The following is a 16,232-nucleotide window of genomic DNA, read 5'->3' as shown; positions in this document are numbered from 1 at the left end:
CGGTCGCTCCACGCAACGCCCTGCCTCGCGCGGGGCGTTTGCGTTTCAGGCGCTCATTGCGGGAAGGTGCCCGGCAGCAGGATGTCGCGGCCCGCGTGGCGAAGCTCGCGGTGGCCGCAGAAGGCCATCGTGAGGTCCAGTTCGCGGTGGATGATCTCCAGCGCCTTCGTCACGCCGGGCCGGCCCATTGCGCCGAGGCCGTACAGGAACGCGCGGCCGATGTAGGTGCCGCGCGCACCCAGGGCCCAGGCCTTGAGCACGTCCTGGCCCGAGCGGATGCCGCCGTCCAGGTGCACCTCGAGACGGTCGCCGACGGCCTCGACGATGCGCGGCAGCGCGCGGATGCTGGACTCCGCGCCGTCGAGCTGGCGTCCGCCGTGGTTGCTGACGATCAGCGCGTCGGCGCCGGTGGCCGCGGCGAGCTTCGCGTCCTCCTCGTCGATGATGCCCTTGATGATCAGCTTGCCGCCCCAGCGGTCGCGGATCCACTGCACGTCGCTCCAGCTCAGCTGCGGATCGAATTGCTTGGCGGTCCATTCGGACAGCGAGCCCATGTCGCCGACGCCCTTCACGTGGCCGACGATGTTGCCGAACTGCCGCCGCGGCGTGCCCAGCATGCCCAGGCACCAGCGCGGCTTGGTCGCCATGTTGATCAGGTTGGGCAGCGTGAGCTTGGGCGGCGCGGAGAGGCCGTTCTTCAGGTCCTTGTGGCGCTGGCCGAGGATCTGCAGGTCCAGCGTCAGCACCAGTGCCTCGCACTTCGCGGCCTTGGCGCGGTCGATCAGGCTGTGGATGAAGCCCTTGTCCTTCATCACGTAGAGCTGGAACCAGAACGGCGCGGTCGTGTGCGCGGCGATGTCCTCGATCGAGCAGATGCTCATCGTCGACAGCGTGAACGGCACGCCGAAGGCCTCGGCGGCCTGCGCGCCGAGGATCTCGCCGTCCGCGTGCTGCATGCCGGTCATGCCGGTCGGCGCGATCGCGACAGGCATGGCGACCGGCCGGCCGATCATCGTGGCCGCGGTGCTGCGGCCTTCCACGTTCACGGCCACGCGCTGGCGCAGCTTGATGGACTGGAAGTCGGATTCATTGGCGCGGTAGGTGCTCTCGGTCCAGGAGCCGGAATCCGCGTAGTCGTAGAACATGCGCGGGACACGGCGCTGCGCGAGCACGCGCAGGTCTTCGATGCAGGTGATGACGCTCATGCGCGGAATGCTAGGGGAGCCGCGCGGCGACGGGCCGGAAAGTTTCGCGGGCCGGGTCGGAGGAACGTTCCGGCGGCCTCAGGGAGTTCCCGGAGGGCGCCGGTCAGGCCGTGCCTGCGCTCTCGGCCGCATCCGATGCGGTGCTCAGCGTCCGGCAATGCCGGACGAGCCAGCGCGAGAAGGCGCGCGCCGCGTCGCCGTCGGCGTGCCGCACCAGGCCGTAGGGCATCGCGGCGGGCACGGCGAGGTCGAACAGGCGCTTGAGCGCGCCGCCCCGCAGGTAGGTCGCGGCCAGGCTTGGCCGGCCGAGCACGATGCCCTGGCCGCAGGCGGCGGCCTCGAGCGTCAGGCCCAGGTCGACGAAACGCGTGCCCTGCGCGGGCTCGGGCCAGTCGAGTCCGGCGGCGCGCAGCCACGGCTGCCAGGGTTGCAGCGGCGTGCGCAGCAGCGGGGCCGCGGCCAGGTCCGCCGGCGCGTGGATCGCCGGCAGGCGCGCGAGTAGCGACGGCGCGGCCATCGGCGTGATGACGTCGTCCAGCAGCACCTCGCCGCCCGCCGGCAGGGTCCCCGCGAAAATCTCGACATCGGCCGGCGGCGCGGGCTGGTCCAGGTAGGGCGTCGACAGCAACAGTTCCAGCTCGATGTCCGGATGCGCGGCCTCGAAGCCGGGCAGGGCGGGGACCAGCACCTGCCGGGCGAAGGTCGGCGGGCTGGTGATGCTGAGCCGGACGACGCGCTGCTGCTCGCGCCGGTGCAGCGGCACGGCGGCCAGCAGTGACAGCGCGGTCCGGACCTGCGCGAGGTACTCCTTGCCGGCGGCGGTGAGACGCAGCGGGTTGCGCGTCAGCAGCGGCTGGCCGAGCCGTTCTTCCAGCGTCGCGATGCGCTTGCCGACGGCGCTCGCGCTGACGTGGAGCCCTTCGGCGGCGCGCTCCAGGCTGCCGAGCCGCGCGACGGCCTCGAAGGCCAGCAGGCCGTCGATCGAGGGCAGGCGCAAGGTGTCGGCCAGGGGCTCGCCGACGGGGAGGCGCGAGGAGTCGCTCATGGGCGCGACTGTAGCTTCAGCGGCCTCGCGAGCCGGCGGATCGGCAGGGTCGATGGATGGCGAGCGCACGTGGCACCTCACAGCGCGGCTACAGTGGCGCGATGTCCGAAGTTCCCGAGAGAAGCCTGACTGCCGCCGCCGATGAGGCCGCGGCCGACGACGCGACCGTGCGTGTGCTGGAGCAGGCTTCCCTGTGGCGCCGTCTCCCGTGGATGGTGGGCGGTGCGCTGAGCCTGGTGCTCGGCCTGATCGGCATCTTCCTGCCGCTGCTGCCCACGACCCCGTTCGTCCTGCTGGCGGCGTTCTGCTTCGCGCGCGGGTCTGCGCGCTGCGAGGCGTGGCTCGTCGGCCATCCCCGCTTCGGGCCGATGATCGTCCAGTGGCGCGCCAATCGTGCGGTGCCGCTCCGGGCCAAGCAGATGGCGTGGGGAATGATGGCGATCAGCTCGATCATTTCCGCCTTCGTCATGCCGGTCCTGCCGTGGCTACCCGCCGTCTGCTGTCTGGCGGTAGGGCTCTGGCTCTGGAGGCTCCCTACGGCCCGTTGATGAAGCGTGGTCTCAATCGCTTCACCTCTCAACTGAACAGCGTCAGGTTCTCCGGCTTCGGCCTCGCGGGCGAATCGTCCTTCGGCGCGGGCGCGGCACGTCCGCGCGTCTTCGGCTCGATGTCTCCAGGCCGGCTCAGCTTGCCGACCCGCACGCCGAGCAGTCGTAGCCGCTGGCTGAGGTCCACGCGCTTGAGGCACAGCCCCGCCGCGTGCCGGATCGAGGCCGCGTCCTGCACCGGTGCGTCCAGGGTCAGGTCGCGCGTCACCGTGCGGAAGCCTTCGAAGCGCAGCTTGATGCCGATGGTGCGCCCCAGGTAGCCCTTGCGTTGCAGGTCCGAGGCGAGCTGCTCGCACAGCGCGGTGAAGATGCGCGACAGCTCCGGCCGGTCTCGCCTGGCGTGCAGGTCGCGCTCGAAGGTGGTCTCCCGGCTGATGGACACGGGCTCGCTGTAGGTCACCACCGGCCGCTCGTCGAGGCCCCAGGCCGTCTGGCGCAGCCAGGCGCTGTAGCCTGTGCCGAAGTGCTGCAGCAGCAGTTCCGGCGCCGCGGCCGCGAGCTCGCCGATCGTGTGGATCTCCAGGCTCTCCAGCTTCGCGCCGGCCTTCGGCCCGATGCCGTTGATGCGCCGCACCGGCAGCGGCCAGATCTTCGTCGGCAGGTCCTCCATCATGATCAGCGTCAGGCCGTCGGGCTTGTCGAGCTCCGACGCGATCTTGGACAGCAGCTTGTTCGGCGTCACCCCGATCGAGCAGGTCAGCCCGGTCGCGCGTTGCACCGAATTCTTGATCTCCCGTGCGATTGCGCGCACGCCGCCGAGCGGGTCGTGACCGACCGCCTCGCGCGCGCCCGGCACGTCGGTCAGGTCGATGTAGATCTCGTCGATGCCGCGGTCCTCGATCACCGGCGCGATCTCGCGCACCGCCGCCTTGAACAGCCGCGAGAAGTGCCGGTACGAGTCGAAGTCCGCCGGCAGCAGGATCGCCTGCGGCGCGCGCAGCGCCGCCTTCATCAGCCCCATCGCGGAGAACACGCCCAGATCGCGCGCCGCGTAGGTGGACGTCGTCACGACGCCGCGGCCGGTGTAGTCGGCCAGCTTGAAGAATTCGCGCGTGCCGTCGGGCCGCTCGTGCGGCGTGTGGGCGCGCCGGCCGCCGACCACCACCGGCAGGCCCTTGAGTTCCGGATAACGCAGCAGCTCCACGGACGCGTAGAACGCGTCCATGTCCAGATGAGCGATCAGGCGATCGGGCAACGCTGGCGTCGGCTCGGCCATGCGAGGGATTGTGAGCCCCGGCGCTGACACTCGCTGTCAGCAGGGGCGGCGACGGTCAGTGTCCGCAGCTCGTCGAGCCGCAGGCCGACACGGTGTCCTCGGCCCCGGCAGGCGCCTTGATCGGATCACGGCATTCGCCGGTCTTCGGATCGAAACCGCGCTGCTCCATCGTGTAGACCAGCGCCGCGTCCATCATCTCGGCATGGCCGGGGAACCACTGCGACAGCTCGGTGCGCACGATCGCCAGCGGCTCGCGGTCGCCCAGTTCCTCGGCGTAGCGCACCACCTCGCGCATCACGTTGAGCACCATCGCATGCTGGCTGCTGTGGCAGTTCTCCGGCTCGAAGCCGGTCGCCGCCATCCAGCGCTCCTCCATCGCGAAGTGCTCCTCCGTGTGGGCGAGCAGTTCCTTGAATGCGGGCAGCGCGTCCTCGCCGCGATCGAGCGTGTCGGCGTAGCGGTTCAGCAGCGCGACGAATTCCTCGTGCGTGTGGTCGAGCTCCGGCTGATTCAGCACGAGCTCGTCGGTCCAGGCCAGGGCGCTCATGCTCAAGCCTTCGCGACGGTGTTGGCGCCGCTGGTCGCGTCGCTCGCGCCCAGACGCGCGCGGTGGCGGGCCACCTGCGCGCGCACCTGCGCCGGCGCCGTGCCGCCGAGGATGTTGCGCGCGTTCAGCGAGCCCTTGAGCGACAGCACTTCGTAGACGTCCTCGCCGATGCGCGCATCGAATTGCTTCAGCGCGTCCAGCGGCAGCGCCGACAGGTCGATGCCCTGCGCCTGCGCCGTCTTCACCGCGTGCGCGACGATCTCGTGCGCGTCGCGGAAGGCCAGGCCCTGCTTGACCAGGTAGTCCGCCAGGTCGGTCGCCGTCGCGTAGCCCTTGAGCGCCGCGCGTTCCATCGCGTCGGCCTTGACCGTCAGCCCGGCCATCATCTCCGCGAAGATCCGCAGCGTGTCGCTGAGCGTGTCGACGGTGTCGAACAGCGGCTCCTTGTCTTCCTGGTTGTCCTTGTTGTAGGCCAGCGGCTGGCCCTTCATCAGCGTGATCAGGCCCATCAGGTGGCCGACCACGCGGCCGCTCTTGCCGCGCGCCAGCTCGGGCACGTCCGGGTTCTTCTTCTGCGGCATGATGCTCGACCCGGTGCAGAAGCGGTCCGGCAGCGCGATGAAGCCGAAGGCCTGGCTCATCCAGAGGATCAGTTCTTCCGACAGGCGCGAGATGTGCACCATGATCAGCGCGGCCGCGGCGCTGAACTCGATCGCGAAGTCGCGGTCGCTGACGGCGTCCAGGCTGTTCTGCGCGACGCCTTCCATGCCCAGCGTGCGCGCGACGCGCTCGCGGTCCAGCGGGTAGCTGGTGCCGGCCAGCGCGGCGGCGCCCAGCGGCAGGCGGTTCACGCGCTTGCGGGCGTCCAGCAGCCGCTCGACGTCGCGGGCGAACATCTCGACGTAGGCCAGCAGGTGATGACCGAAGGCCACCGGCTGCGCGACCTGCAGGTGGGTGAAGCCCGGCAGGATCACGTCGGCATGGCGCTCGGCCTGGTCGACCAGCACGCGCTGCAATTCGGCGAGCAGGCCGGCCAGCGTGTCCATCTCGCCGCGCAGCCACAGGCGCACGTCGGTGGCGACCTGGTCGTTGCGGCTGCGGCCGGTGTGCAGGCGCTTGCCGGCCAGTCCGACCAGTTCGGTCAGGCGGGCCTCGATGTTCAGGTGGACGTCCTCCAGGTCCAGCTTCCATTCGAAACGGCCCGAGGCGATCTCCTCACGGATCTGCGCCATGCCCTTCTGGATCGCGGCGAAGTCCTCGGCGCCGAGGATCCCCTGCGCGGCCAGCATGTCCGCGTGCGCCAGCGAGCCCTGGATGTCGGCGGCCCACAGGCGCTTGTCGAAGTCGACGCTGGCGGTGTAGCGCTTGACCAGGTCGCTCATCGGCTCCGAGAAAAGTGCGGACCAGGCTTGCGACTTGTTGGCGAGCTGGTTGTCGGCGGGTTGGCCGTCGGGCAGTTGGTCAGTGGGGGAGGAGGACATCGGCTTGCAAGGCGTTACGACTTCGCGGCGCCCCGGGCGTGTCCGCATAGGAAGCGGCCGGACGCCTGGGTGAGAATGAGCCGCCGATTCTAAAGGGGCGCCACCGGGGCGCCCGAGGGGGCTGCAGCCGGAGGGCGGATAGTGCGGGGACGGGAGGATCCGATGGCCACGAAGGCAAGCAACGGGAGAACGCCGGGGAAGGACCCGTGGCGCTCGACCCAGCCGTCCCGGGAAGGTCTGGACGCGCTGGAGCCGTCCACGCAGCCGATGAGCACGCAGCCGTCGGAGAGCCGGCCGATGCCGCTGCAGCCCGCCTGGGAGGAGACCCGCCTGGACGCGCGGCCCGCCGAGCCGCCGCGCCTGATCGACGCGCAGCGGCGCTTCGATGTCTGCCACGTCGGTCTGGTGCTGCGCGCCGTGCTGGGCGTGCAGCTGGTGCTGTCGCTGGGGCTGGCGATGACCTCGCAGACGATGGCGCAATGGGCCTGGTCCATGGGCGGCGCCTCGGTCGCGGCGCTGAGCGGCGTGCTGGCCTGGCTGCTGATCGTCTGCGCGGCCAAGCAGGTGCTGGCGCGCCTGCCCGAGTGGGCGCAATGGACGCTGCCGATCGCGCTCGGTGCGCTGTGCGCGCACGGCGGGGTGCAACTGCTGGAGGCGGTGGACATCGGCGCCCTCGGCACCCTGCAGCGCGGCGCGGCGGTGCTGGCCGGCGCGCTGGCGGCGGGGGTGCTGCTCGGCTGGCTCAAGCTCCGCGAGCGTGCGCAGGCGCCGGCGGACGCGCTCGCTCGGCTGGTGGAACTGCAGTCGCGCATCCGGCCGCACTTCCTCTTCAACACGCTGAACACCGCGATCGCGCTGGTGCGCGTCGATCCGAACCGCGCCGAGGAGGTCCTGGAGGATCTGGCCGAGCTGTTCCGCGTGGCGCTCGCGGACGCGGGACCCACGGCCGAAGGCGTGCGGCTGGACCAGGAGGTCGAACTGGCGCGTCGTTATCTGGCGATCGAGCAGCTGCGCTTCGGCGACCGGCTGCGCGTGCATTGGCAGCTCGATCCGCATGCCGCGGAGGCCCGCGTGCCGCCGCTGCTGCTGCAGCCGCTGGTGGAGAACGCCGTGCGCCATGGCGTCGAGCCCAACGACGGCGGCGGCGACGTCGACATCGTGACGCGCGCGCGCGGCAGCGAGATCGAGATCCGCGTCGTCAACACGGTCGGACTGCCGACGCGCGGCAAGGGACACGGGCTGGCGCTGCGCAACGTGCGGCAGCGCCTGAGGCTGATGCACGACGTGGCGGCGCGCCTGGAAGCCGGTCCCGGCGAGGGACGTTTCGTGGTGCGCATCGTGATGCCGCGATGACGGAGCGGCTCACGATGGCGACGACAGCAGTGAACGCCCACGGGGCAGACGGCGCAAACAGCGCAGACATCGTATTGGGACGGGAGGGAAGGACATGCTGACGCATCCACCGTTGAGGGTTCTGATCGTCGACGACGAGCCGCTGGCGCGCCTGCGCCTGCGCGGTCTGGTCGAGGCCAACGAGGAACCGCGCGCCGAGGTCGTGGCCGAGGCCGGCAGCGGCGACCAGGCGCTGGCGTGGCTCAAGGACCATGCCTGCGACCTGATCCTGCTCGACGTGCAGATGCCGGGCCTGGACGGGCTGGGACTGGCGCAGGCGCTGCGCGGGCGGCCCTTCGCGCCGGCCATCGTCTTTGTCACCGCGCATGCGCAGCATGCGCTGCTGGCCTTCGAGCTGGAGGCGCTGGACTACCTGACCAAGCCGGTGCGGCGCGAGCGGCTGCAGGCCAGCCTCTCGAGAGCGGTGCAGCGCATCGACGAACGGGCCGCCGCCAAGGCGCGCGAGGAGCGCGACGTCAACGGACAGGAATCGTCGCCGGGCGTCGAGGCGCCGGTCATCAACATCACCGAGCGCGGACGGCTGCTGCGCGTGCCGTTGGCCGAGGTGCTCTATTTCAAGGCCGAGCTCAAGTACCTCACGCTGCGCACGGCGACGCAGAGCCATGTCATGGACGGCTCGCTCAGCGATCTGGAACAGCGCCTGGGCGACCGCTTCCTGCGCGTGCATCGCAACGCGCTGGTCGCCCGGTCGGCGGTGCGGGAACTCGAGCGCCACGTGCCGACCGACGGGCCCGCCGACAGCGACGGGGAGAACGGCGGCGAACTCGGCTGGGCGGTCCGGATCGCCCATGTCAACGAGTGGCTCGCCGTCTCGCGGCGGCAGGTCGCCGCGGTGCGCGAGGCGCTGGCGGGTCAGCGCTGAAGCGCGACCCGCTCAAGCGCAGGCCCGCTCAATCGCAGGCCCGTTGAAGGGCTGCGGCACTGAAGCGGAGCGCCTCAGTGCCGTGTCGCCTCAGCCCGTATTGCGCAGGCCGGCCGCGATGCCGTTGATGGACAGGTGGATCCCGCGCTGGACGCGTTCCAGCCGCGGATCCTCCGCGCGTTTCTCCGCCGGGATCGCGCGGTAGCGCCGCATCAGCTCGACCTGCAGGTGGTTCAGCGGATCGATGTAGGGGAACCGGTGTTCGATCGAGCGGGCCAGCGCCGGATTGGCCGCGAGGCGGCCGCTCTCGCCGGTGATCAGCGCGATGGCTTCCTCGGTGCGGGCGAACTCGGCTTCGATCGCGCCGAAGATCCGCTTGGCCAGGCGCTTGTCCTCGACGAGCTCCAGGTAGCGCCGCGCGATGTCCAGGTCGGCCTTGGCCAGCACCATGTCCAGGTTGGACAGCAGCGTCTTGAAGAAGGGCCACTGCTTGTGCATGCGCTTGAGCAGCGCCAGCTTCTCGTCGCGGCCCGCCTTGTCCTCTCCCTTGCCCTTGCCGAGGAAGTCCTGGACGCCCGAGCCGAAGCCGCACCATCCCGGCAACGTGATGCGCGACTGTCCCCAGCTGAAGCCCCAGGGGATCGCCCGCAGATCCTCGATCGCACGCGTCGCCTTGCGCGAGGCCGGGCGCGAGCCGATGTTGAGTTCCGCGATCTCGCGGATTGGTGTCGTGGCGAAGAAGAAGTCGGCGAAGCCCGGCGTGTCGTAGACCAGCCCGCGGTAGGCCGCGAAGCTCGCGTCCGACAGCGCCTGCGCCGCGGTCATGAAGGCCTGCGGCGCCTGCTTGGTGGGATGCAGCAGCGTGGCCTCGAGCGTCGCGGCGACCAGCGTCTCCAGGTTGCGCCGGCCGATCTCCGGGTTGGCGTACTTGGAGTTGATGACCTCGCCCTGCTCGGTGAGCCGGATCTGGCCGTTCACCGTGCCCGGAGGCTGCGCGAGGATGGCCTGGTAGCTCGGACCGCCGCCGCGGCCCACCGTGCCGCCGCGGCCGTGGAAGAGCCGCAGCGTCAGCGGCCCCTGCTGGCGCAGTTCGTCGAAGAGCTTCACCAGCGCGATCTCGGCGCGGTACAGCTCCCAGCTGCTGGTGAAGACGCCGCCGTCCTTGTTGGAGTCGGAGTAGCCCAGCATGATGTCCTGCTCGCCGCCGGAGCGGCGCACCAGCGCGGCCATGCCGGGCAGCTCGTAGAAGCCCTGCATGATGCCGGGCGCGTTGCGCAGGTCGGCGATGGTCTCGAACAGCGGCACCACGATCAGGTCGCTGATCGCGTCGCCATCGAGCGTGCCGCGCAGCAGGCCGACTTCCTTCAGCAGCAGCTGCACTTCCAGCAGGTCGCTGACGTCCTCGGTGTGCGAAATGATGTAGTGGCGCAGCGCCTCGCGGCCGAAGCGCTTCAGCGATTCGCGCGCGGTCTCGAAGATCGCGAGCTCACCCAAGGCGCGCTCGCTGTACTCGGCACCCAGCACCCGCAGCGGCCGCGTCTGGTTCAGCAGATCGACCAGCAGCGCGCGGCGTTCCTGTTCGCCCAGGGCCGAGTAGTCTTCGCAGACGCGTGCGTTCTTCAGCAGCTCGACGATGGTGAGCTCGTGCTGATCGCTGCTCTGGCGCAGGTCCAGCGTCGCCAGGTGGAAGCCGAAGACCTGCACCGCGCGGATCAGCGGCTTGAGCCGCGGGGCAATGAGCGCGTGCGCATGGTGGTGCTCCAGCGATTCCTTGATCACGCGCAGGTCCGCGAGCAGGTCTTCGGGGGACAGGTAGGGATCCTGCGGCGCGACCGCGTGGCGCAGCGCCTCGGTGCCGGTCAGCGACTCGAGCGTCGCGGCCAGCCGCGCGTACATGCCGGTCAGCGCGCGCCGGTAGGGCTCGTCCATCCGGTGCTCGTTCTGATCGGGGCTGCGCTCGGCCAGGGCCTGCATCGCCGGCGTGACGCCGGCCAGGCGCAGCGAGATCGACAGCTCCGCGCCCAGCTCATGCATCTCGGTCAGGTAGTGGCGCAGCGCCAGCTCGCTCTGGCGGCGCAGCGCGAGACGCATCGTGTCGGCGGTGACGTTGGGATTGCCGTCGCGGTCGCCGCCTATCCATTGGCCCATGCGCAGGAAGGGCGGGACGTCCTCGCCCGGCAGCGCTTCCTCCAGCTCGGTGTAGAGCTTGGGGATCTCGCGCAGGAAGGTCGCGTGGTAGTAGCTCAGCGCGTTCTCGATCTCGTCGGCGACGGTGAGCTTCGAGTAGCGCAGCATCCGCGTCTGCCAGAGCTGCGTGACGCGGGCCCGGATCAGGAGCTCGTTCGCGGCCAGTTCGCGCTCGGTGTGCAGGCGGTCGCGCGCGCCGACCAGTTCGGCGACGGCGCGCTCGGCGTCCAGGATGCTCTTGCGCTGCACCTCGGTCGGGTGGGCCGTCAGCACCGGCGACACGAAGCCGTGCGCCAGCGTCTTCGCGACTTCCGCCGGCCGCACGCCGGCGTCGAACAGCCGCTCCAGCGCATAGCCCAGCGAGCCCGGCTGCAAGGAACCCTCGCGCTCGTGCACCTCGCGGCGGCGGACGTGGTGACGGTCCTCGGCGATGTTGGCCAGGTGGGAGAAGTAGCTGAACGCACGGATCACGCTCACCGTCTGCTCGCCCGACAGGCTCTTGAGCAGCTTGTCCATCTGCTTGCCGGCCTGCGTGTCCCGCTTCAGGCGGAAGGCCACCGACAGCTGCCGCACGCGCTCCACCAGTTCGTAGGCCTCGCGGCCCTCCTGCTCGCGGATCACCTCGCCCAGGATGCGGCCCAGCAGGCGGATGTCGTCCATCAGCGGCTGGTTCTTGTCCTTGATCGTCTTGATCGAGCGGGTGCCGGTCGTTGCCTTGGCGGGAGGCCGGGTCGCCGGCTTCGTCTTCGGCGTCGGCTTGGGCTTGTTGCCCGGCTGGGGGGCAGGTGTTGCGGCCGGCTGGGTGCGGGCCTTGGCGCGGGACTTCGAGGCGGAGGCGGTGGTACTGGCGGGCATGGCGGCGTCAGAGGTTCGTCAGGGACCAGGGGGAGGGGTGATGTAACGAAGTTACCTTCGGTTGACTTTAGCAGTTTCTTCGTGCGCGACTCGCCCGCCAGCGTGGCGCGGGCGCCGCGATCCGCAGCGATTTGCTCCGGGATCGCGCAAGCCACGCTTCGCGGCAAACGAGCTTCCCTCCATGGAGGGACTGCGGGACCGAGGACAGGGGGCGCCGCTCGGCTAGCATGCCGCCCCATGAACCAAGAATTCGTGATCGCCACGCGCGAGAGCCGGCTGGCCCTCTGGCAGGCGGAACATGTGCAGGCGCTGCTGCGCGCGCGCGGCCTCGACGTGACGCTGCTCGGGATGACCACGCGCGGCGACCAGATCCTGGACCGGACGCTGTCCAAGGTCGGCGGCAAGGGCCTGTTCGTGAAGGAGCTGGAGACGGCGCTCGAGGACGGCCGCGCGCAACTCGCGGTGCACTCGCTGAAGGATGTGCCGATGGAACTGCCGGAGGGCTTCGTGCTCGCGGCGGTACTCGAACGCGAGGACCCGCGCGATGCGCTCGTGTCGCCGGCCTACGCGAACCTGGCGGCGCTGCCGCAGGGCGCGTGCGTGGGCACGTCCAGCCTGCGGCGCGTGACCCAGCTGAAGAATCTGCGGCCGGACCTGCGCATCGAACCGCTGCGCGGCAACCTCGACACGCGGCTGCGCAAGCTCGACGAGGGCCAGTACGACGCGATCGTGCTCGCCGCCGCCGGTCTGAAGCGCCTGGGCCTGGACGGTCGCATCACGCAGTATTTCGAGGTCGACGAGATGATCCCGTGCGCCGGGCAGGGCGCGCTGGGCGTCGAGATCCGCGCGGGCCAGGCGCCCTTGACCGCGCATCTGGAGGCGCTGGCGCACCGGCCGACCTGGCTGGCCGCCGCGGCGGAGCGCGCGGTCTCGCGCGAGCTCGGCGGCAGTTGCTCGATGCCGCTGGCCGCGCATGCGGTCTGGGCCGCGGACGGCCGATTGACGCTCTCCGTTGCGCTGGGACACCCGATTGAGCCGGAACGGGCCCTCCTGCGGGCGGGCTCGCAGGCGACGGTGGGGGATCTGGCCGCCGCCGAAACGCTGGGCATCGCCGCCGCCTCGGCGCTGCGCGAGCTCGGCGCCACCGAGTATCTGAAGGACGTCTGATGGCGCAAGCCGTCGCCCCGGTCCGGCTGCTGCTGACCCGGCCGCAGGCCCAGGCCGACGACTGGGCAAGACGGATGGCGGCCCTGGGCGTGCCGACCGCCTCACTCCCGCTGATCGACATCGAACCGGCCAGCGATCCGAAACCCATCGCGGCCGCCTGGACGACCTTGCCGGACCTGGATCTGGCGATGTTCGTAAGTCCCAACGCGGTCGAGCAGTTCTTCGACCATCGTCCCGCCGGCGCCGTCTGGCCCGAGCGGACCTGGGCAGCCACTGTCGGCCCGGGCAGCGCGCGAGCATTGCTCGAGCATGGTGTGCCGCCGGCGCGTGTGGTGCAGCCGCCGGCGGAGTCGGACAGCCTCGACTCGGAGCATCTCTGGCCGGAGCTGGTCCGCGTCGCGGGAGCGGACTGGTCCGGCCGCGGCGCCTTGCTGGTGCGCGGCGATGGCGGGCGGGAATGGCTCGGCGACCGGCTGCGCGACGCCGGCGCCGAGGTGTCGGCGGTCAGCGTCTACCGCCGGGCCTGTCCCCGGCTGTCCCAGGAGACCGCTGCGCTCCTGCGCGAAGCGCTGGCAGCGCCGGAGCGCCATGTCTGGCTCTTCAGCAGTTCAGAGGCGATCGGACACCTGGAGGCCCTCGAAAAGGGGACGCGGGGGGGCACCGTCGAGGGGGCGGGCGGCGACCCGTCTCTCCCAATGTGGGGACACGTCCGGGCGCTGGCGACCCACGAGCGCATCGCGGCCCGCGCACAAGCCCTCGGCGTGGGGCATGTGGTTTTGGTGCGACCGGAAGCGGAGGCCGTCGCGGCCGGCTTCCGGATGCTGTCAGGGTCCACCCTAGAATCGCCGACGTGAGCGAGACCACCACCCCCGCGGCCGACGTTCCGTCGACCCACAAGCCCGCCCGGCAATCCGGCGCCACCTTGACCCAGGCCGTCGTGGCCGGCGTCGGCCTGGTGGCCCTGCTGGCCCTCGGTCTGGCCTGGCAGAGCCAGCAGCGGCTCAAGCAGGTCGAACAGGAACTGGTCCGGCGCCAGGACAGCAGCCAGAGCGAGGCCAACATCGCCCGCGACCAGGCGCGCCAGGCGCAGGACCTGAGCCGCGACACCGCGGCCAAGGTCGCGCTGCTGGATGCGCGGCTGGCCGAGGTCGCCGTGCAGCGCGAGCAGCTCGAGACGCTGATGCAGTCGATGAACCGCTCGCGCGACGAGAACGTCGTCGGCGACATCGAGGCCTCGCTGCGGGTCGCGATGCAGCAGAGCACGATCACCGGCAGCGCCGAGCCGCTGGTGGCCGCGCTGCGCCAGGCCGACGAGCGGCTGGGCCGCTACAAGCAACCGCGCCTGGAAGGCGTCCGCCGCGCGGTGACGCGCGACCTGGAGCGCATCAAGGCGGTCAGCGTCGTCGACGTGTCGACCTTGACGATCAAGCTGGACGAGGTCGTGCGCCAGGTCGACGACCTGCCGCTGCTGGCCGTCGCCCAGCCCGGGCAGGATCCGGCGGGAGCGGCTGCGACGCCCGCCGCGCAACACCCGACCCCGTCGCCCGTCGCCGTGAAGACCGCCGTGTCGCGGAAAGCTGCTTCCGGGGCTTCGGCGGGCGCGTCGCAGGCCGCCGAGGACGGCGAACCCGGCTGGTGGACCCGCCTCTGGGACCAGGCCGGCGATCGCTGGACGACGCTGTCCGGTGACGTCTGGCGCGAAGCCCGCGGTCTGCTGCGCGTGACGCGCATCGAGCATCCCGAAGCCGCGCTGATCGCGCCGGAGCAATCCTTCTTCCTCCGCGAGAACCTCAAGCTGCGGCTGCTGAACGCCCGGCTGGCGCTGCTGAGCCGGCAGTTCGACACCGCGCAGGTCGACCTGCGCGAGGCGCAGGCGATGCTGGACCGCTATTTCGACGCGCGTTCCCGCAAGTTGACCCAGACGACGGAGTTGCTGCGCCAGGTGCAGGGCCAGTCCCGTCAGGTGAGCGTGCCGCGCCCCGACGACACGCTGGCCGCGCTGAGCGCGGTCGCGCGCTGAGGAGATCGCCATGCGCATGGTGATCTGGCTGGTGCTGCTGTTCGTCGCCGCCGTGGTGGCGGCGCTCACGCTGGGCAACAACGACGGCCTCGCCAGCTTCTACTGGCGCGGCTGGCGCATGGACCTGTCGCTCAACCTGTTCCTGCTGCTGCTGGTGGCGGGCTGCTTCGCGCTGATGACGCTGATGCAGACGCTGGACGCGCTGCTGACGCTGCCCAAGCGCGCGCGCCTGTGGCGCATGGCCCAGCGCGAACGCAGCGCCCAGATCGCCTTGCGCGAGGCCTGGGCGGAATATTTCGGCGCCCGCTACAGCCGCGCGCAGAAGGCGGCGCAGCGCGCGCTCGCCATTCAGGCGCAGACGCCCGATCTGGCGCAGGACGGTGCCTTCATGGCCCTGGCGCACCTGGTGGCTGCGCAGAGCGCCCACAAGCTGCAGGATCGCCGCAATCGCGATGAGCACTTGCGCCAGGCCCTGCAGGTGGCGGCGACCTCGGCGGGCGCCCGCGTGCAGGAAGAGGGCGCGAGATTGCTGGCCGCCGAATGGGCGCTCGACGATCGCGATGCGCCACGCGCGCTGGGCCTGCTGGGCGAACTGACCCCGGGCGTCGCGCGCCGGACGCAGGCGCTGCGGCTGAAGCTGCAAGGCAGCCGGCTCGCCCACGAGCCGCTCGAGGCGCTGCGCACCGCGCGCCTGCTGGCCAAGCACCAGGGCTTCTCGAAGTCGGCGGCGCAGGGGCTGCTGCGTTCGCTCGCCTGCGAGGCGCTGGACACGGCACGCGACATCGATCAACTGCGCGGTATCTGGCAGCAACTCGACGCGTCTGACCGGAGGGATGTGTTCGTGGCCTCGCGGGCCGCGAACTGCGCGGCGGGCCTCGGTGCGCCCGAGGATGGCCGAGGCTGGTTGCGGCCGTTCTGGGAATCGATCGCGGAGCAGGGCGCCGATGAGCGTCAGGCGCTGGCCGAGGCGCTGGTGCTGTGCATGCCGGGACTGGGACCCGAATGGCTGCAGCGGCTGGAGGGCGCCGTGCAGCGCTTCCCGCGTGACGGCACGATGGCTTTCGCGCTGGGCCACGCGCTGGCGGAGCGTCAGCTGTGGGGCAAGGCGCGTCTGATGCTGGAACAGGCGGCCGAGGATCGTGAGTTGACGCTCAATGCCCGTCGTCGCAGCTGGCTGCGTCTGGCCGAGATGGCGGACCAGGACGATGACGCGGAGCGTCGCGCCCGCTGCTACGAAGCCGCCGCGCGCCTGGGGTGAGGGTTCGAGGGCGGCGGGAGTGGCCTGCGGTTCGGGTCATGGAATGATTTTTCGCCGAGATACTTGCAGACCCTCAAAAACGCATGCTATAGTCGCAGTCTTTCAGCGGCTGTAGCTCAGTTGGATAGAGTACTTGGCTACGAACCAAGGGGTCGTGGGTTCGAATCCTGCCAGCCGCACCAGAAAAACTGTTGAATGTCCGGGTCACCGGAGATTCGGCAAGCAAAAAAGAAGTAACAACAAAAACCTGGAATCGTTTCCACGACGGCGGTTCCTGATCAGTAAAAGTCGAGCGGCTGTAGCTCAGTTGGATAGAGTACTTGGCTACGAACCAAGGGGTCGTGGGTTCGAATCCTGCCAGCCGCACC

Annotated in this window: 13 protein-coding genes and 2 tRNA genes; 9 read left to right on the top strand and 6 right to left on the bottom strand. The window is 70.6% G+C overall.

The features are described 5' to 3' along the window. Positions 1-53 precede the first annotated feature (53 nt). Complete coding sequence (locus tag AC07OZ_RS16350; RefSeq protein WP_495468147.1) at positions 54-1,205, bottom strand: alpha-hydroxy acid oxidase; 1,152 nt, start codon at positions 1,203-1,205, stop codon at positions 54-56. A 103-nt stretch (positions 1,206-1,308) separates the two neighbouring features. Continuing rightward, positions 1,309-2,250, bottom strand: coding sequence for a LysR family transcriptional regulator (locus tag AC07OZ_RS16345; RefSeq protein WP_495468146.1), 942 nt, complete (start codon positions 2,248-2,250; stop codon positions 1,309-1,311). 101 nt (positions 2,251-2,351) lie between these two features. Here AC07OZ_RS16345 and AC07OZ_RS16340 point away from each other — a divergent pair, with 101 nt between their 5' ends. Then, positions 2,352-2,798 (top strand): YbaN family protein, encoded by a 447-nt coding sequence (locus AC07OZ_RS16340; protein WP_495468145.1) that lies wholly within the window; start codon positions 2,352-2,354, stop codon positions 2,796-2,798. 28 nt (positions 2,799-2,826) lie between these two features. Here AC07OZ_RS16340 and AC07OZ_RS16335 read toward each other — a convergent pair whose 3' ends face one another. Genes AC07OZ_RS16335 through argH form a run of 3 tightly spaced genes read right to left on the bottom strand, consistent with a single transcriptional unit; the run spans position 2,827 to position 6,102 of the window. Continuing rightward, positions 2,827-4,074, bottom strand: coding sequence for a DNA polymerase Y family protein (locus AC07OZ_RS16335; RefSeq protein ID WP_495468144.1), 1,248 nt, complete (start codon positions 4,072-4,074; stop codon positions 2,827-2,829). Positions 4,075-4,129: 55 nt separating this feature from the next. Beyond that, positions 4,130-4,621, bottom strand: a complete 492-nt coding sequence (locus AC07OZ_RS16330; protein ID WP_495468143.1) for a hemerythrin domain-containing protein — start codon at positions 4,619-4,621, stop codon at positions 4,130-4,132. Between the two features lie 2 nt (positions 4,622-4,623). Next, entirely contained in the window at positions 4,624-6,102 is a 1,479-nt protein-coding gene (argH, locus tag AC07OZ_RS16325) for an argininosuccinate lyase (protein WP_495468142.1), read from the bottom strand. Positions 6,103-6,264: 162 nt separating this feature from the next. On the opposite strand from argH, the gene AC07OZ_RS16320 reads away from it, so the two are divergent. Both AC07OZ_RS16320 and AC07OZ_RS16315 read left to right on the top strand, forming a co-directional pair. Beyond that, positions 6,265-7,455: a sensor histidine kinase gene (locus AC07OZ_RS16320; RefSeq protein WP_495468141.1), complete on the top strand. Its 1,191-nt coding sequence runs from the start codon at positions 6,265-6,267 to the stop codon at positions 7,453-7,455. 94 nt (positions 7,456-7,549) lie between these two features. Beyond that, positions 7,550-8,377 carry a LytR/AlgR family response regulator transcription factor gene (locus AC07OZ_RS16315; protein WP_495468140.1) on the top strand — a complete coding sequence of 276 codons (828 nt, stop codon included), beginning with the start codon at positions 7,550-7,552 and terminating at the stop codon, positions 8,375-8,377. 90 nt (positions 8,378-8,467) lie between these two features. Here the strand turns inward: AC07OZ_RS16315 and ppc are convergent, their stop codons facing one another. Beyond that, the gene (gene ppc, locus AC07OZ_RS16310; RefSeq protein ID WP_495468546.1) at positions 8,468-11,224 is read right to left on the bottom strand and encodes a phosphoenolpyruvate carboxylase; all 2,757 of its coding nucleotides are present in this window, start codon (positions 11,222-11,224) and stop codon (positions 8,468-8,470) included. A gap of 432 nt (positions 11,225-11,656) precedes the next feature. Here ppc and hemC point away from each other — a divergent pair, with 432 nt between their 5' ends. From hemC to AC07OZ_RS16280, 6 genes are all read left to right on the top strand, one after another. Further along, complete coding sequence (gene hemC, locus AC07OZ_RS16305; protein ID WP_495468139.1) at positions 11,657-12,586, top strand: hydroxymethylbilane synthase; 930 nt, start codon at positions 11,657-11,659, stop codon at positions 12,584-12,586. Next, positions 12,586-13,440: a uroporphyrinogen-III synthase gene (locus tag AC07OZ_RS16300; protein ID WP_495468138.1), complete on the top strand. Its 855-nt coding sequence runs from the start codon at positions 12,586-12,588 to the stop codon at positions 13,438-13,440. Before hemC ends, AC07OZ_RS16300 begins: the two co-directional genes overlap by 1 nt. Beyond that, a complete protein-coding gene (locus AC07OZ_RS16295; protein WP_495468137.1) occupies positions 13,437-14,606 on the top strand; it encodes a uroporphyrinogen-III C-methyltransferase in 1,170 nt (389 codons plus the stop codon). Before AC07OZ_RS16300 ends, AC07OZ_RS16295 begins: the two co-directional genes overlap by 4 nt. Before the next feature lie 10 nt (positions 14,607-14,616). After that, positions 14,617-15,864 (top strand): heme biosynthesis HemY N-terminal domain-containing protein, encoded by a 1,248-nt coding sequence (locus AC07OZ_RS16290; protein ID WP_495468136.1) that lies wholly within the window; start codon positions 14,617-14,619, stop codon positions 15,862-15,864. 105 nt (positions 15,865-15,969) lie between these two features. Continuing rightward, positions 15,970-16,046, top strand: a tRNA-Arg gene (locus AC07OZ_RS16285). A 110-nt stretch (positions 16,047-16,156) separates the two neighbouring features. After that, positions 16,157-16,230, top strand: a tRNA-Arg gene (locus AC07OZ_RS16280). Positions 16,231-16,232: the final 2 nt, after the last annotated feature.

It is taken from the genome of Roseateles sp. GW821-FHT09G03 (assembly GCF_059416045.1).
The sequence above is the reverse complement of the archived record's forward strand: the minus strand, read 5'-3'. Positions and strand labels throughout refer to the sequence as shown.

What these genes read in the sequence shown, in the direction of transcription:
- AC07OZ_RS16350 (WP_495468147.1), bottom strand. Translation starts at nt 1,205, where the DNA reads ATGAGCGTCATCACCTGCATCGAAGACCTGCGCGTGCTCGCGCAGCGC.
- AC07OZ_RS16345 (WP_495468146.1), bottom strand. Translation starts at nt 2,250, where the DNA reads ATGAGCGACTCCTCGCGCCTCCCCGTCGGCGAGCCCCTGGCCGACACC.
- AC07OZ_RS16340 (WP_495468145.1), top strand. Translation starts at nt 2,352, where the DNA reads ATGTCCGAAGTTCCCGAGAGAAGCCTGACTGCCGCCGCCGATGAGGCC.
- AC07OZ_RS16335 (WP_495468144.1), bottom strand. Translation starts at nt 4,074, where the DNA reads ATGGCCGAGCCGACGCCAGCGTTGCCCGATCGCCTGATCGCTCATCTG.
- AC07OZ_RS16330 (WP_495468143.1), bottom strand. Translation starts at nt 4,621, where the DNA reads ATGAGCGCCCTGGCCTGGACCGACGAGCTCGTGCTGAATCAGCCGGAG.
- argH (WP_495468142.1), bottom strand. Translation starts at nt 6,102, where the DNA reads ATGTCCTCCTCCCCCACTGACCAACTGCCCGACGGCCAACCCGCCGAC.
- AC07OZ_RS16320 (WP_495468141.1), top strand. Translation starts at nt 6,265, where the DNA reads ATGGCCACGAAGGCAAGCAACGGGAGAACGCCGGGGAAGGACCCGTGG.
- AC07OZ_RS16315 (WP_495468140.1), top strand. Translation starts at nt 7,550, where the DNA reads ATGCTGACGCATCCACCGTTGAGGGTTCTGATCGTCGACGACGAGCCG.
- ppc (WP_495468546.1), bottom strand. Translation starts at nt 11,224, where the DNA reads ATGGACGACATCCGCCTGCTGGGCCGCATCCTGGGCGAGGTGATCCGC.
- hemC (WP_495468139.1), top strand. Translation starts at nt 11,657, where the DNA reads ATGAACCAAGAATTCGTGATCGCCACGCGCGAGAGCCGGCTGGCCCTC.
- AC07OZ_RS16300 (WP_495468138.1), top strand. Translation starts at nt 12,586, where the DNA reads ATGGCGCAAGCCGTCGCCCCGGTCCGGCTGCTGCTGACCCGGCCGCAG.
- AC07OZ_RS16290 (WP_495468136.1), top strand. Translation starts at nt 14,617, where the DNA reads ATGCGCATGGTGATCTGGCTGGTGCTGCTGTTCGTCGCCGCCGTGGTG.